General features: G+C 74.7%; 10 protein-coding genes and 1 CRISPR repeat array. Of the genes, 7 read left to right on the top strand and 3 right to left on the bottom strand.

The genetic code is table 11. The annotated features are described in order from the left end of the window. Positions 1-170 precede the first annotated feature (170 nt). Together ABZ945_RS19205 and ABZ945_RS19200 are read left to right on the top strand one after the other, a co-directional pair. Positions 171-1,952 carry a histidine kinase gene (locus ABZ945_RS19205; protein ID WP_361270693.1) on the top strand — a complete coding sequence of 594 codons (1,782 nt, stop codon included), beginning with the start codon at positions 171-173 and terminating at the stop codon, positions 1,950-1,952. Positions 1,953-2,048: 96 nt separating this feature from the next. Then, positions 2,049-2,726, top strand: coding sequence for a response regulator transcription factor (locus tag ABZ945_RS19200; RefSeq protein WP_361270690.1), 678 nt, complete (start codon positions 2,049-2,051; stop codon positions 2,724-2,726). Between the two features lie 178 nt (positions 2,727-2,904). Further along, positions 2,905-3,355: a CRISPR direct-repeat array (repeat unit 28 nt; unit sequence GTCGGCCCCGCATACGCGGGGGTGGTCC). Positions 3,356-3,472: 117 nt separating this feature from the next. Here ABZ945_RS19200 and cynS read toward each other — a convergent pair. Together cynS and ABZ945_RS19190 are read right to left on the bottom strand one after the other, a co-directional pair. Next, positions 3,473-3,943, bottom strand: a complete 471-nt coding sequence (gene cynS, locus ABZ945_RS19195; protein WP_361270687.1) for a cyanase — start codon at positions 3,941-3,943, stop codon at positions 3,473-3,475. A gap of 98 nt (positions 3,944-4,041) precedes the next feature. Further along, the gene (locus ABZ945_RS19190; RefSeq protein WP_361270684.1) at positions 4,042-4,632 is read right to left on the bottom strand and encodes a carbonic anhydrase; all 591 of its coding nucleotides are present in this window, start codon (positions 4,630-4,632) and stop codon (positions 4,042-4,044) included. 126 nt (positions 4,633-4,758) lie between these two features. On the opposite strand from ABZ945_RS19190, the gene cynR reads away from it, so the two are divergent. The 3 genes from cynR to ABZ945_RS19175 all read left to right on the top strand — a co-directional run bounded on the left by cynR (position 4,759) and on the right by ABZ945_RS19175 (position 9,537). Continuing rightward, positions 4,759-5,664 carry a transcriptional regulator CynR gene (gene cynR, locus ABZ945_RS19185; RefSeq protein WP_361270681.1) on the top strand — a complete coding sequence of 302 codons (906 nt, stop codon included), beginning with the start codon at positions 4,759-4,761 and terminating at the stop codon, positions 5,662-5,664. 265 nt (positions 5,665-5,929) lie between these two features. After that, complete coding sequence (locus tag ABZ945_RS19180) at positions 5,930-7,633, top strand: ABC transporter ATP-binding protein (RefSeq protein WP_361270678.1); 1,704 nt, start codon at positions 5,930-5,932, stop codon at positions 7,631-7,633. A gap of 56 nt (positions 7,634-7,689) precedes the next feature. Beyond that, positions 7,690-9,537 carry an ABC transporter ATP-binding protein gene (locus tag ABZ945_RS19175; RefSeq protein ID WP_361270675.1) on the top strand — a complete coding sequence of 616 codons (1,848 nt, stop codon included), beginning with the start codon at positions 7,690-7,692 and terminating at the stop codon, positions 9,535-9,537. A 400-nt stretch (positions 9,538-9,937) separates the two neighbouring features. Here the strand turns inward: ABZ945_RS19175 and ABZ945_RS19170 are convergent, their stop codons facing one another. After that, complete coding sequence (locus tag ABZ945_RS19170) at positions 9,938-11,011, bottom strand: LacI family DNA-binding transcriptional regulator (protein ID WP_361270673.1); 1,074 nt, start codon at positions 11,009-11,011, stop codon at positions 9,938-9,940. 228 nt (positions 11,012-11,239) lie between these two features. Between ABZ945_RS19170 and ABZ945_RS19165 the strand changes: the two genes are divergently transcribed. Together ABZ945_RS19165 and ABZ945_RS19160 are read left to right on the top strand one after the other, a co-directional pair. Further along, complete coding sequence (locus ABZ945_RS19165; protein ID WP_361270670.1) at positions 11,240-12,973, top strand: amidase; 1,734 nt, start codon at positions 11,240-11,242, stop codon at positions 12,971-12,973. 286 nt (positions 12,974-13,259) lie between these two features. Continuing rightward, positions 13,260-13,997, top strand: coding sequence for a hypothetical protein (locus ABZ945_RS19160; protein ID WP_361270667.1), 738 nt, complete (start codon positions 13,260-13,262; stop codon positions 13,995-13,997). Positions 13,998-14,054: the final 57 nt, after the last annotated feature.

Genomic DNA, 14,054 nt, shown 5'->3' with positions numbered 1-14,054 from the left:
CCGCCAGGGACATCAGCTCGTCCTCCCCCCTCCCCGGGGTGACTTTCGTCGTCGCCGGTCGCGACGGACGGCCGATGTGGCGGGCGGCACGGGGCCTCTAGCGTGGCCGTGTGACTCGTACGCGCCGCGCACACCCCGTACCACCGACCGACCGGCCCCCGGTCCGGCGGATGCCTTCCGTACACCGGTGGCTGACCGCCCCGGGCCGGCACCTCGCCCGCCCCGGGATGTGGTCCGTGCGGCGGATGGCGGGGGAAGCGCTGCTGGCCGTGGGGCTGGGGCTGCCGGCGGCCGGGCTGGACCTCGGGGCGGACGGCGGCACCGCCCGGGCCGTCGCCGTGGGGCTGGCGGCGGGGACGCTGTCGGTGCTGCGCCGCTTCCTGCCCGCGACGGTGCTGCTCGCGGTCGTCACCGGAAGCCTGCTCCTGGACGGGCTCGCCGTACTGCTCCCCGTCGTCGCCTGGTCGGCCGGGCGGCGCGTCGAACGGGCGGGGCGGACCCTGGGCGTCTTCGCCGCGGCCTGCGTGGTCAGCGTCGCCGACGGCCTGCTGGAGCAGTTCCCGCGCCCTTCCGTCTCGTACGGCGTGTTCACCCTCCTCGTCACCCTGGCGGTGGTCGTGGTCCCCGGTCTGGCCGGACGCCACTGGTCGCAGCGCCGTGCGCTGACCGGCACCCTGCGGGAGTACCACGAGCAGCTCCTGCGCGAGAGCAGGATGCTGGCCGACCAGGCCCGGCTGCGGGAGCGGCAGCGCATCGCCCGGGACATGCACGACAGCCTGGGCCACCAATTGGTGCTGATCTCGGTGCAGGCCGGAGCGCTGGAGGTGGACCGCGAGGCGACCGAGCGCCAGCGCCGGACGGCGGGGGTGCTGCGGGAGGCCTCGGTGGCCGCCATGCGCGAACTGCGGGAGGTGGTGGGGCTGCTGCGGGAGGACGCCGAAGCGGCCGGGGGCGACGACTCCCCGCAGCCGTCCGCCGCACCGGAGGCCGCCGGTCACCCGGGGGCCGATACGTCCGCGCCCGGGGTGGCGGGGATCGAGCGGCTGGTGGAGGCGTCCCGGGACGCCGGTGCCACGGTGGTGCTGCGCCGGTACGGCGGTCCGCGCCCGCTCCCCCCGGCCGCCGGCCACGCGGCGTACCGCGTGGTCCAGGAGGGGCTGACCAACGCCCACAAGCACGCTCCCGGCGCCGCGATCACCGTGGAGCTGCGCCATGAACCGGACGCGCTGGTGGTGGCGGTCGTCAACGGTCCCGAGCCGCGGACGGCGGGCCCCGGCGGAGCCGTCCGGGCGGTGAGCGGCGGGCGGGGGCTGACCGGGCTGGTGGAGCGGGCCCGGCTCGCCGGCGGCATGGTGCGCGCCGAGCCCACCGCGGAGGGCGGCTTCCGGGTGGCGGGCGTCCTGCCCTACGCCCCGGCGCCCGAGCACGGCCCCACGGATCCGGCGGGGGCCGCCGCCACGACTTTCGTCCACGCGGCGGACGACCTTCGCGAGCAGCCCCGGACGGTCCCGCCCGGCGAGGCTGGGCCGGTCAGCGACTGGGACCAGATGTCGAGGGAAGTGACCCGGGTGATGCGCAGGAGCAGCCGTAGGAGTGGGGTGGCCATAGGCTGCGGTGTGGCCGTACTGGCCGTGCTGCTGGTGGGGTTCGCCGCGGTCGTGGGATTCGTCTACTTCAGCGGCGAGGCGGACAAGGCCATGATCGACAAGGAGAAGTACGACTCGGTGCGGGTCGGCGAGCCCGAGGACGAGGTGCGCGGCAAGCTGCCGGACGGGAAGTCGTTCCTGACCGTCGGCCTGGACGAGGGGGCGCCTCCCCAACCCGCCGGGTCGACGTGCCTCAGCCTGAACTCCACGGAGGAGGGGAGCAGCTGGAGCAAGTCCCCGGTCTTCCGGTTCTGCTTCAAGGACGGCCAGCTGATCGAGAAGAAGGCCTTCGAAGCTAAACTGTGAGTGCTTACGGGAGCCTGCCCGCCAGGTCGGGGGCGGGCTCCCGTACGGACGGCGCCGCCGTCCGTACCGAGCCGCACCGAACCACGCGGGAGAGCCGTGATCAGGGTCCTCGTCACCGACGACGAGCCGCTCATCCGAGCCGGAATCCGGATGATCCTCTCCTCCTGCGACGAGATCGACGTCGTCGCGGAGGCGGCGAACGGCCGCGAGGCGGTGGACCTGGCCCGCGAACTGCGGGTGGACGTCGCCCTGCTGGACATCCAGATGCCGGTCATGGACGGCCTGAGCGCCCTGGCCGAACTGCGCCGCACCGCCCCCGACGTACGGGTGCTCATCCTCACCACGTTCGGAGAGCAGCGGAACGTCCTGCGCGCGCTGAGCGAGGGCGGCGCGGGCTTCCTCCTCAAGGACTCCGCACCCCCGGACCTGATCCGCGCCGTGCAGGCCGCGGCGGCCGGCGAGGCGTACCTCTCCCCCGCCACCACCCGCCAGGTCGTGGACCTGCTGGCCTCCGGCGACACCGCGCGCCGCGCCGAACGGGCCCGCGCCCTGCTCGGGCGGCTGAGCGACCGCGAGCGGGAGGTGCTCGCCCTGCTCGGGGAGGGGCTGTCCAACGCGGACGTCGGCCGCCGGATCCATATGAGCGAGGGCACGGTCAAGTCCTACGTCAGCCGCATCCTGGCCAAGCTGGACTGCGAGAACCGCGTGCAGGCCGCGCTGCTGGCCCGGGACGCCGGCCTCCGAAGCGACTCCCCCGACCGCCCGGGTCCCTGAGACCGCCCGCCGGACCGGCGAGGGGGCTACAGCGCTCCCTTAGCTGAGGCGTGTGCTCCCACCCGAGCGCTGCGATACTGGCCGTTAGGCACACGCCGACTACCGGATCGACTCGGCGGACGCAATGCCAGTGACTGAAAACGAGCCCAGGCGTCAGTAACACTGCAGGTCAGTAAGCGTCGGCCCCGCATACGCGGGGGTGGTCCTGCTGTACTGGACCAGTCCGGAGCAGTCGAATCGTCGGCCCCGCATACGCGGGGGTGGTCCACCGAGTTGGTCATGCTGTGGACTCGGGGCCGGGTCGGCCCCGCATACGCGGGGGTGGTCCTGTTGACCGCGTCGCAAAGACGTTGCGCCGAGTGTCGGCCCCGCATACGCGGGGGTGGTCCCGGCTCCCCGTACGCGATGCTGACCGCGTCCAGGTCGGCCCCGCATACGCGGGGGTGGTCCGTGGGATGAGCGGGTGTCGGTGTTCGTGGATCTATCGGCCCCGCATACGCGGGGGTGTTCCGGTTCGGGCACTGGTGCGCAGGTACGTGCGATCGTCGGCCCCGCATCCGCGGGGGTGTTCCTCGCCGTTTCCGCTGCCGCCCCGCGCCCACGCCGTCGGCCCCGCATCCGCGGGGATGTTGCCCCTGCAGGTCGAGGCCCACACATGCGTCGCGGCATGAGCAGGGGCCACCCCCCTCCTCGATGTCAGGAGGGGAGCGGCTCCGCGAGGGTGGCGAACCGGCCGGCGCGGTGTGTCAGAAGGGCTTGGTGGGGAGGTACTTGCCGTCCAGGGTGATGATGGCGCGCTCGCCGCCCTCGGGGTCGGCGACCTTCCTCACGTCGAGCTTGAAGTTGATCGCGGAGATGATGCCGTCGCCCAGCTGCTCGTGCACCAGGGCCTTGAGCGTGGTGCCGTAGACCTGGAGCATCTCGTAGAAGCGGTAGATGGTCGGGTCGGTCGGGACGCGGTCGGGGATCGAGCCGCGGGTCGGGATGGTCCGCAGCGTCAGCGCGTCGTCGGCGTCCAGGCCGAGGAGTTCGGTGACGGCCTGGGCCGAGGCCTCGGGCAGCGGGTGCTGACCGAGTACGGCGGCGGTGACGTAGGCGACCGACAGGCCGGCGGCGTCGGCGATCTGCTGCCAGGTCAGGTCCTTGCGGATCTTGGCGTCGACGGCCTTGGTGGCCAGGGCCTGGCGAGCGGTGTTGTCGAACTGGGCGTGCACCATGAGACGGAGTCTTCCTTTCGGTGGGCCGCCCCCGGACGAGGCGGGGAGCGGTGGGTTTCCGGGATGGTCCCGGCCGCCGGATGGAGAGGGAGGGCAGGTCAGGCGATGTGACCGGCCGGCTGGGGGGTGGGGGTGAGTTCCTCCACGCGGCCGCTGCCGATGTCGTAGCACCAGCCGTGCAGCCCGACCGCGCCCTGCTCCAGGGCACGGGCGACCGACGGATGGGTGGCCAGGTTCGCCAGCTGGGCGCGGACGTTGCTCCGTACCAGGGCATCCACGCCGGGAGCGGTGGTACGGGCCCTGGCGGCGTCCGCGTGGCGCAGCCAGTCCGCGGTCGTCGGCATCGCGCCCAGGTCGTGGCCCTCGGCCAGGGCGGTCATCGCGCCGCAGGCGGAGTGCCCGCACACGACGATGTCCCGTACGCCCAGGGCGGCGACCGCGTACTCGATGCTGGCCGCGATGCCGTCCGGGCGGGGGGCGTAGGCGGGTACGAGGTTGCCGGCCGTGCGGATGACGAACAGCTCACCCGGATCGCTCTGGGTGATCAGTTCGGGCACCACACGGGCGTCGGAGCAGCCGATGAACAGCGTGTGCGGTGCGTGGTGGGTGGCCAGGTGGGCGAAGGCCCCGGCCCTGGCGGGGAAGACCTCTTGCTGGAAGCGGTCGATTCCCGGGGCGAGATGACGCATGGCCCTCACTCCCTTCGATCGGGCAGTCGGTGAATGGGCTGACGTCGTTCACTCTGCCTGAGCTGGAGCTATAGCGTCCAAGACGTACTGGCACGGATAGCCATTGACCTCATCTATAGTCGGGGCATGAAGCCGGAACTGCGTCATCTGCGCTATCTGCTCGCAGTCGCCGAGCACGCCAACTTCACCCGCGCCGCCGAGGAGCTGCGCGTCTCCCAGCCCACCCTCTCCCAGCAGATCAGGCAGCTGGAGAAGGCCCTCGGGGTCCAGCTCCTCGACCGCACGGCCCGCACCATCCGCCTCACCGACGCGGGGAGCGCCTACGTGCACTACGCCCGGAGCGCGCTACGGGACCTCGCGGCGGGCGAGCGGGCGGTGCTGGATGTGCGGGACCTCTCCCGCGGGCACCTCCGCCTCGCCGTCACCCCCACCTTCACCGCCTACCACACCGGCCCGCTCGTCGCCGACTTCCACGCCCAGCACCCCGGCATCACCCTGGACGTACGCGAGCTGACGCAGGACCGCATCGAGGCCGACCTCCTGGACGACCGGCTCGACCTCGGCATCGCCTTCGCCGGCGACCATCTCCCGGGCATCGAGGCCACCGCGCTGTTCACCGAGACCCTCGGCCTCGTCGTGGGCCCCCGCCACCCCGACGGCCACCGCCCCGGCCCGCTGCCCGTCGCCGAACTCGGCAGCCACCGTCTCGCGCTGCTGCGCGGCGACTTCGCCACCCGCCGGCACATCGACCGCTACTTCGCCGAGCACCACGTACAGCCGCGGATCGCGGTGGAGGCCGACTCCGTCAACGCCCTCACCCAGATCGTCACCCACGCCCCGCTCGCCACCGTCCTGCCCGACGCCGTCACCCACGACCACCCCCATCTGACCCCGATCCCCCTCGCCCCCGCACTCCCCTCCCGCACCGTCACCCTTCTCCGTCGCCAGAGCACCTACCAGAGCGCCGCCGCCCGCGCCTTCGGCCACCGAGCCGCCGACTGGACCCGCACGCACGACATCACCTCCGGCTGACCCGGGTCGCCGCAAGCCCCGTCAACCGTGTGGTGAGCATGGGCGCCGCTTCCGGATGGCCGGGGGGGATGGCTGGGGGGTGACCGGGGGGCAGCGGCTGTCGGCCGTGACGTCGTCAGCGGTCTCGACGGTGAGACGGCAGCGGTGTCGGCGGTGAGGCGGCAGCGGTGTCGGCGGTGAGGCGGCAACCCGGACGCCGGACGGGTGGAATGCGACCTTAGAGTAGCCTCACCTCACCCTTTCCGACCCCTTCGCGGAGGCACGCATGCTCGACGGCGGACCGACGGGGCGCCATGTCCTCCGCCAGGCGATCGGGGGCCAGCGGCGCCGTATCGCGGTGGCGTCGGTGCTGGGCATGGCGCACCAGGGGTGCGAGGCGCTGGTGCCCGTGGTGATCGGTGTCGTCATCGACCAGGCGGTGGCCACCGGATCCGCCGGGGCCCTGGTGCGCTGGCTGATCGTCCTGGCCGGTCTCTTCCTCGTTCTGTCGACCTGCTACCGGACTTCCGCCAGGATCACCGACGGCTCCGCGGAGCACGCCGCCCACCGCGTCCGCCTCGCCCTGGGCGCGAAGGTGCTCGACCCGCGCGGCGGTGCCGACACCGGCCGGCTGCCCGGGGCCCTGACCGCCGTCGCCACCGGTGACGCGAGCCGGGTGGGGGCGAGTGCGGCGGCGGTGGTGTACGCCGTCTCCGCACTCGCCGGACTCGCCGTCAGCGCGGTGGCACTGCTGCGCGTCTCGGTGCCGCTCGGACTGCTGGTGCTGCTCGGCGTACCGCCGCTGCTGTGGGTGGGACACCTGATCAGCCGGCCGCTGGAGCGGCGCAGCGAGGTCGAGCAGGACCGTGCCGCGCACGCCTCGGGTGTCGCCGCCGACCTGGTCGGGGGGCTGCGGGTGCTCAAGGGGATGGGCGCCGAGGCGGCCGCCGTCGCCCGCTACCGGCGCACCAGTCGGGAGTCGCTGGCGGCCGCGCTGCGCGCCGCACGCAGCCGGGCGGGGCACGACGGTGCGATCCTCGCGCTGACCGGGATCTTCATCGCGCTGATCGGCCTGGTCGGAGCCCATCTGGCGATGCGGGGCTCGATCAGTGTCGGCGAACTGGTGGCGGCCGTCGGCCTCGCCCAGTATCTGCTGGGACCCTTCCAGCTCCTCACCTATGTCAACGGCGAGTTCGCCCAGGGGCGCGCCTCGGCGGAACGGGTGGCCGAGGTGCTCGCGGCGCCGCCCGCCGTGGCGGCCGGAACGGCCCGGCTCCCCCACCCGGTGTCCGGGCGGGTCCGGCTGCGCGGGGTCGCCCGGGGTGCGCTGCGCGGGCTGGACCTGGACATCGCTCCCGGCGGCTTCGTGGGCGTCGTGGTGCGCGACCCGGCCGCCGCCGGTGAGCTGCTGCGCTGCCTGGGCCGGGAGTGCGACCCGGACGAAGGGGTGGTGGAGCTGGACGGCGTCCCGCTGGCCGACCTGGCCCCGCAGGACGCGCGCCGGGCGGTCCTGGTCGCCCACCATGACGCCGACCTGTTCGAGGGCAGCCTGCTGGACAACGTACGGGCCGGGAAGGCCGAGGGCGACGGGGACCGGGAGACCGGGCCGGCGCTGGCGGCGGCCGCGGCGGACGAGGTGGCCGAGGCGCTGCCCCGGGGCGTGGACACGGTGCTGACCGAACGGGGCCGCTCGCTCTCCGGCGGACAGCGCCAACGCGTCGCGCTGGCCCGGGCGCTGGCCGCCGATCCCCCGGTGCTGGTCGTGCACGACCCGACCACCGCGGTCGACACCGTCACCGAGTCGCGGATCGCGACCCGGCTGCGGCGGCTGCGCCAGGACCGCACCACCATCCTGGTGACCACCAGCCCCGCCCTGCTCGCCGAGACCGACCAGGTGCTGGTGGTCGAGGACGGCACGATCGGCGCGCGGGGCCGGCACCAGGACCTGATCGCCTCCGACGCGTCCTACCGCGCGGCGGTGCTGGCATGACGGATCGGCAGGACGGCGCCCCGCACCGGCCCGCCGCGGAAGACGAAGGACGGACCATGAGCGGATCGGGCGCCCCCACCCGCGCGCTGCTGCCCACGGCCACCGGCGCCCGGACCGTCGCCGCCCTCGGCGCCCTGCTGCGTGGCCACCGGCTGCGGGCGGTCGGCGCCCTGGCCGTGCTGGTCCTGGGCACGGGGATCGGGCTGCTGACCGCCCCTCTGCTGGGATGGATCGTGGACCTCGTCGTCGCCCGGCGCGGCTCGGACGCGCTCGTCGTCCCCATGGTGCTCCTGGTCGTGGTGGCCGCCGCGCGCGGGGCCGCCACGGCGATCGGCAACTCCCTGGTCGCCCGGCTCGGCGAGACGGTCCTGGCGGACCTGCGGGAACGGTTCATCGCACGGGCCCTGCGGCTGCCCCTGGAGCGCGTCGAACAGGCCGGCTCCGGAGACCTCACCTCGCGGGTGACCGGCGATGTGACGGTGATCGGCAAGGCGGTGCGGCAGGCGCTGCCCGAGTTCGCCGGGGCCCTGCTCACCATCGCGCTGACCCTGGTGGGGCTGGCCGTGCTGGACTGGCGCTTCCTGGCCGCCGTACTGCTCGCCGTACCGGTGCACATCCTGTCCGTACGCTGGTACATCCGGCGCGCGGCGTCGGTGTACGCCGCGCACCGGGTGGCCAACGGGGCCCTGCAGCACCAGCTGCTGGACAGCATCGGCGGCGTCCGCACGGTCCGCGCGTTCCGGCTGGCCGACCGGCACTCCGCGCTGCTGGAGCGGCGGTCCGAGGAGGCCGTCACGCTCGCGCTGCGCGGCATCCGGCTGGTGTCCGGCTTCTTCTCGCGGCTGAACCTCGCCGAGTTCATCGGCCTGGCGGCCGTCCTCACCACCGGCTTCCTGCTGGTCGACGGCGGGTCGGTGAGCATCGGCACGGCGACCGCGGCCGCGCTGTACTTCCACAGCCTCTTCAACCCCGTCAACGCCGCGCTGTTCCTCATCGACGAGGCGCAGTCCGCCGGCGCGAGCCTCGCCCGGCTGGTCGGGGTGGCGAACCTGCCCGCCGAACCGGAGCCCGAGCGGCGGCCGGTGCCGGTGGACGGCTCGGTCAAGGTGTACGGGCTGAGCCATGCCTATGTGCCCGGGCACCCGGTGCTGCGCGAGGTCGACCTGGAGGTGCGCGAGGGCGAGCGGGTGGCCCTGGTCGGCGCCAGCGGCGCGGGGAAGACCACCCTGGCGAAGCTGGTGGCCGGGGTGCACGCCCCGTCCGGGGGCTCGATCGTCCTCGGCGGGGTGGACAGCCGGGAACTGGGGCCGGACGGCGTCCGGCGCGCGGTGACCCTGATCAGCCAGGAGGTCCATGTCTTCGCCGGACCGCTCGGCGACGACCTGCGGCTGGCCCGGCCCGAGGCCACCGACGAGGAACTGCGCGCGGCACTGGACCTGGTGGGCGCCCTGGACTGGGCGCTGGCCCTGCCCGAGGGGCTCGCCACGGTGGTCGGTGAGGGCGGCCACCGGCTCACGGTGACCCAGGCCCAGCACCTGGCCCTGGCCCGTCTCGTCCTCGCCGACCCGCCGATAGCACTCCTGGACGAGGCCACCGCCGACGCCGGCAGCGCGGGCGCCCGCGTGCTGGAGACGGCCGCGCTGCGGGCCCTGGAAGGGCGTACGGGTCTGATGGTGGCCCACCGGCTGCCGCAGGCGGCCACCGCCGACCGGATCGTGGTCCTCGACCAGGGCCGGGTCGCCGAGACCGGCACCCATGACGAGCTGGTCGCGGCAGGCGGACGCTACGCCGCCCTGTGGGCCGCCTGGTCGGCCGGCCGCCCGGAGATCCCCGCGCAGGTCCCCGGGGACGCGTCCGCGACGACATCGCAGCGCCACGACCCCCGAGCCACCGAGGAAGGGTGACCACCCGCGGCCGTCCCGGATGAGCCTCCACCCGCACTCGTTCCAGCACGCGTCCGCGGGGCCGGGGGCCGGGACCAGGGGCCGGGGCCGGGGCGGCCGGCGGCAGCGGGGTGAGCCAGTCGTGCGGGCGGACCGGGAGCGGTCCGTGGCGGGCCCGGGTCGTCCGGTCGCGACACAGCCGGGTCGACGAGCAGCCGCCCCGGTGCTCATGGCAGCTCGCGGGGAGCGGCCCGGCCACGATGGACGGGGACGTCCGCGCCGGGCGGGGCACCTCCTCCGCCGACACGGCCGGGGCGCCGTCGTCGGCGCCGGTCACGGACGCGGTGCCGAGCTTCGTCCCTGTGCGGTCCTGGGTGCCGGGTACCCGGTGGTGTGCCGCCACGGTGCCCAGGGGCCGGTTTCAGCGGCTGCGAGCCGCTCCACCGGGCTCCGCCGACGGGGCCGGCGTACCGCGCCCCCTCCCCTGGACCGCCGCCGATCGGGCGGCGGTGGAGTCCCGGACGTTGAGCGCCCAGTCGTGCCGGCGTACGGCACCGGGCTCGACCGTCCCGGCCAGCAGGTCGCTCAACAGGGCGGCGCACGCCTGCCCGTACTCCGCGGCCCGCAGGTCGACCGCCGTCACCCGCGGGCTCGAACCGCGCGCCGCGGCACCGTCCACGCACGCGGCGACCAGTATGTCGGTGCCCGTGCGCAGGCCCGCGTGCGCCGCGGCCGCCAGCACCCCCGGTACCGCGCCGTCAGGGGCGCATACCACCGCGTCGAGGTGCGGGGTCCTGGCGATCAGGTCCGCGGTGGCGGCCTCGGCCTGGGCCGGTGTGGCCGCGAACGGAACCGTGCGCACGATCACCTCGATGCCCTCGCGCCGGCTCCAGGCGTCCGCGGCGGCGTGGAGTGCCGCGGCCCAGTCGGAGCCGGAGCCGGGAACGAGCAGGGCGGGGCGGCGGGCGCCGCGCTCGGCGAGGTGGTCCAGCAGAGCGGTCAGTGAGGCCGCGTTGTCGCAGACCACGGCGCCACTGGGCGCGGCGCCTCCGCCGAGGTAGCGCTCGCCGGTGACCACCGGCACGTCCGCGCTCAGCAGGTGGGGGACGGACGGGTCCTCGATGTCGGGGTCGATCACCAGCAGGCCGTCCACTCGGGAGGCCAGCCCTGGGCCGGACGCCGTGTGGGGGCCGAGCAGGACCAGGTCCAGTCCGTCCTCCCGGGCCCGCTCCACCGCGCCGAAGGCCAGGTTCATGTAGTAGTCCAGGCGCGTGCCGGTGCGCGGCAGGTACAGGCCGATCGCCCCGGTGCTGGAGCGGCGCAGGCTGCGGGCCGCGGTGTTGGGCCGGTAGCCGAGTTCCCGCGCCACGTCTCGGACGTGCCGGCGCGTGGCCTCGGACACCCGGCCGGAACCGCCGAGCGCGTTGGAGGCGGTGCTCTTGGACACCCCCGCCGCCCGGGCCACGTCGATGAGGGTCACGGAACGGCTGGTCACAGCCGCGAGTCTAGACCCCGCGCCACGCCGGCCTCCCACCCGTCACCCCCTTGCTGGAACGTTCCAGCACCAGTACGGTGGCCTCACTGCTGGAACGTTCCAGCATGGGGAGACCACCCTCCGGACGGCCGGTCCGGCCGAAGGTCGCCGCCCACTCGCACCACCCGCACCACCTGGGCATCCCCCCGCTCCCAGGTCCGATCCACCCCTTCAGGAGGCACCCGCACCATGTGCGCATTCGACGTCGTGGAGACCGGTATCGCAGACCTGCGCGCGGCGCTGGAGAAGGGTGAGACCACCGCGGTCGAGCTGCTGGCCGCCTACCTCGCGCGGATCGACGCCTACGACCGGCCCGGGACGGCGACCGCGCTCAACGCGATGGTCGTGCTCAACCCGGACGCCCACGCCGAGGCCGAGGCGTCCGACGCCCGCCGCGCGCGCGGCGCGACCCTCGGGCCGCTGGACGGCATCCCGTACACGGCGAAGGACAGCTACCTCGCCAAAGGACTGACGGCGGCGGCCGGCTCACCGGCGTTCGCGCACCTCATCGCTCAGCGCGACGCCTTCGCCATCGAACGGCTCCGCGCCGGCGGGGCCGTCCTCATCGGCCTCACCAACATGCCGCCGATGGCCAACGGCGGCATGCAGCGCGGCGTGTACGGGCGCGCGGAGAGCCCCTACAGCGCCGACTGGCTCACCAGCGCCTACGGCTCCGGCTCCTCCAACGGCTCCGGCACCGCGACGGCGGCCTCCTTCGGCGCCTTCGGGCTCGGTGAGGAGACCTGGTCCTCAGGCCGCGCCCCCGCCTCGAACAACGCGCTGTGCGCCTACACCCCCAGCCGCGGCGTCATCTCGGTCCGCGGCAACTGGCCGCTCGTGCCGACCATGGACGTCGTGGTCCCCCACACCCGCACCATGGCCGACCTCCTCGAACTGCTCGACGTCGTCGTCGCCGACGACCCCGACACACGGGGGGACCTCTGGCGCGCCCAGCCGTGGGTGGCCCTGCCGCCCGCCTCCCGGGTACGCCCGGCCTCCTATCCGGCACTCGCGCCCACCGACGCCTCGGCGGCGCGCACCGCACTGGCCGGCCAGCGGGTCGGCGTACCGAGGATGTACGTCAACGCCGATCCCGAAGCCGGAACCAACCCCCGGGGCGGCATCGGCGGCCCGACCGGGCAGCGGATCGACACCCGCTCCTCGGTGATCGCCCTGTGGGAGGCCGCCCGCCGCGACCTGGAGGCGGCCGGAGCCGAGGTGGTCGAGGTCGACTTCCCGGTCGTCACCAACTACGAGTCCGACCGCCCGGGCGCGCCCTCGCTGCACAGCCGCGGCCTGGTCGGCCGCGACTTCCTCCGGATCGAGATCGAGGACCTGTCCGCCTGGGCCTGGGACGACTTCCTGCGGGCCAACGGCGACCCGGACCTCGACACCCTGGCCGACGTCGACGCCGCCCGCATCTGGCCCAAGCAGGAGGGCGAACTGCCCGACCGCTACACCGGCTTCGACGACACCATCGCGGACTACCCGCGCATCGTGCGCGAGCGGCCCCATGCCGCCTTCACCGACCTGCCGCACCTCGAAGCCGGGCTGCGCGGGCTGGAGGAGACCCGCCGCGTCGACCTGGAGGTGTGGATGGACGAACTGCGCCTGGACGCGGTCGTGTTCCCCGCCATCGCCGACGTCGGGCGCGCGGACATGGACGTCGATGTGGCGTCCGCCGACCTCGGCTGGCGCAACGGCGTCTGGGTCGCCAACGGCAACCTGGTCCCCCGCCACCTCGGCATCCCGACGGTGACCGTGCCCATGGGCACCATGGCCGACACCGGCATGCCCGTCGGCCTGACCTTCGCGGGCCGCGCCTACGACGACAACGCCCTCCTCACGCTCGCAGCGGCCTTCGAGAAGACGGGCAGCCGGCGCACCGAGCCGCAGCGCACCCCCCGGCTCGCGGCCGAGTGAACCGACCACGGGCGCGGACACCTCGGCGCGAACCCCACGTCCCGCCCACCCGTCCCGCCGGGTCTCCCGAGCAGGCCCGGGTCCGACCGGTCGGAGCCCGGCACACGAGCCGCCGCCGGGTTCGGCAAGCGGCGGTGAACGGGGCGGAGCGGGCGAAGGCCGATTCCGCGCTGGTGGGGGACAGCGGCCGCGCCGGCCGCTAGCGTCATGGACCGGGGCCCGGGCGGGGCCGCGCCGCCCCGCCGTACCGGCGTACCGGCCTCGGGGGGGGGATCAGGGGGAGCGTATGGACGCGAGTGTCACCTCGGCGTTCATCGGGGCCGTCGCCGTGGGGGGTACGGCCCTGGGAACGGTGCTCGGCGGATGGGTCCAGGCACGGGGTGGACGCGCCCAGGCCCAGGCTGCCCAGCAGGCCGCTGAGATCGCCGCCCGGGCGGCGCACCAGCAGGCTCTCTACGAGCGGCGCTGGTCACTGCTGGCCGCGTTCCTGCGAGCCGCCAGTGAGTGTATGGAGGCCGCCGACCAGCTCTACACCACCGACTCCCTACCGGAGGCGCGGCGGCGCTGGCACGCCTGCACGCTCGCGCACGCGGAGGCCGAGCTGGGTGCGCCGGCCGCGCTCCTCGGGCCCGTCGACGAGCTCCGCGCGGCCGTGGGCCGCATGTACCGGACGGCCCAGCGGTCGGCCCCCGCCAGTCGCGCCCTGAAGGAAGTGCGCAGGCGGGCCAAGCAGGGCGAGGAGCGGGCGGTCCACGCGCTGGGGGCGATGGAGGCGCTGTGGGAGGCGGACCGAAGCCTCCCCCTGACGGGGCGGACCTCGGCCCCCGAGTACGCGAACGCGGAACAGGCGCTCAACGCTCTGCCGGGGTACGACGAGGAGCACGCGGCGCTCCTGATGGGCAGGACCAGCCGGCAGTGGCAGGCCGCCCGCGCCGACCGGGAGGCGCGCAAGGACGATCACCAGCAGGCCCGGCGGGAACTGGTGACGGCGGCGCGCGAGGTCTTCGGTACCGACCGCCTGTAGCCCCTACCCACCCCGGGTGGCGGGGCCCGGTTTCCGGGGGCGCCCCCGAACCTGGAG

Source organism: Streptomyces sp. NPDC046887, from assembly GCF_040644755.1.
Lineage (GTDB): Bacteria > Actinomycetota > Actinomycetes > Streptomycetales > Streptomycetaceae > Streptomyces > Streptomyces lichenis.
Note: the sequence above shows the minus strand (reverse complement) of the source record. Positions and strands in the feature narration are given on the sequence as shown.

Excerpts from the sequence above, each read along its gene's own strand:
- ABZ945_RS19205 (WP_361270693.1), top strand. The coding sequence starts at position 171 with ATGCCTTCCGTACACCGGTGGCTGACCGCCCCGGGCCGGCACCTCGCC.
- cynS (WP_361270687.1), bottom strand. The coding sequence starts at position 3,943 with ATGGTGCACGCCCAGTTCGACAACACCGCTCGCCAGGCCCTGGCCACC.
- ABZ945_RS19190 (WP_361270684.1), bottom strand. The coding sequence starts at position 4,632 with ATGCGTCATCTCGCCCCGGGAATCGACCGCTTCCAGCAAGAGGTCTTC.
- cynR (WP_361270681.1), top strand. The coding sequence starts at position 4,759 with ATGAAGCCGGAACTGCGTCATCTGCGCTATCTGCTCGCAGTCGCCGAG.
- ABZ945_RS19180 (WP_361270678.1), top strand. The coding sequence starts at position 5,930 with ATGCTCGACGGCGGACCGACGGGGCGCCATGTCCTCCGCCAGGCGATC.
- ABZ945_RS19175 (WP_361270675.1), top strand. The coding sequence starts at position 7,690 with ATGAGCGGATCGGGCGCCCCCACCCGCGCGCTGCTGCCCACGGCCACC.
- ABZ945_RS19165 (WP_361270670.1), top strand. The coding sequence starts at position 11,240 with ATGTGCGCATTCGACGTCGTGGAGACCGGTATCGCAGACCTGCGCGCG.
- ABZ945_RS19160 (WP_361270667.1), top strand. The coding sequence starts at position 13,260 with ATGGACGCGAGTGTCACCTCGGCGTTCATCGGGGCCGTCGCCGTGGGG.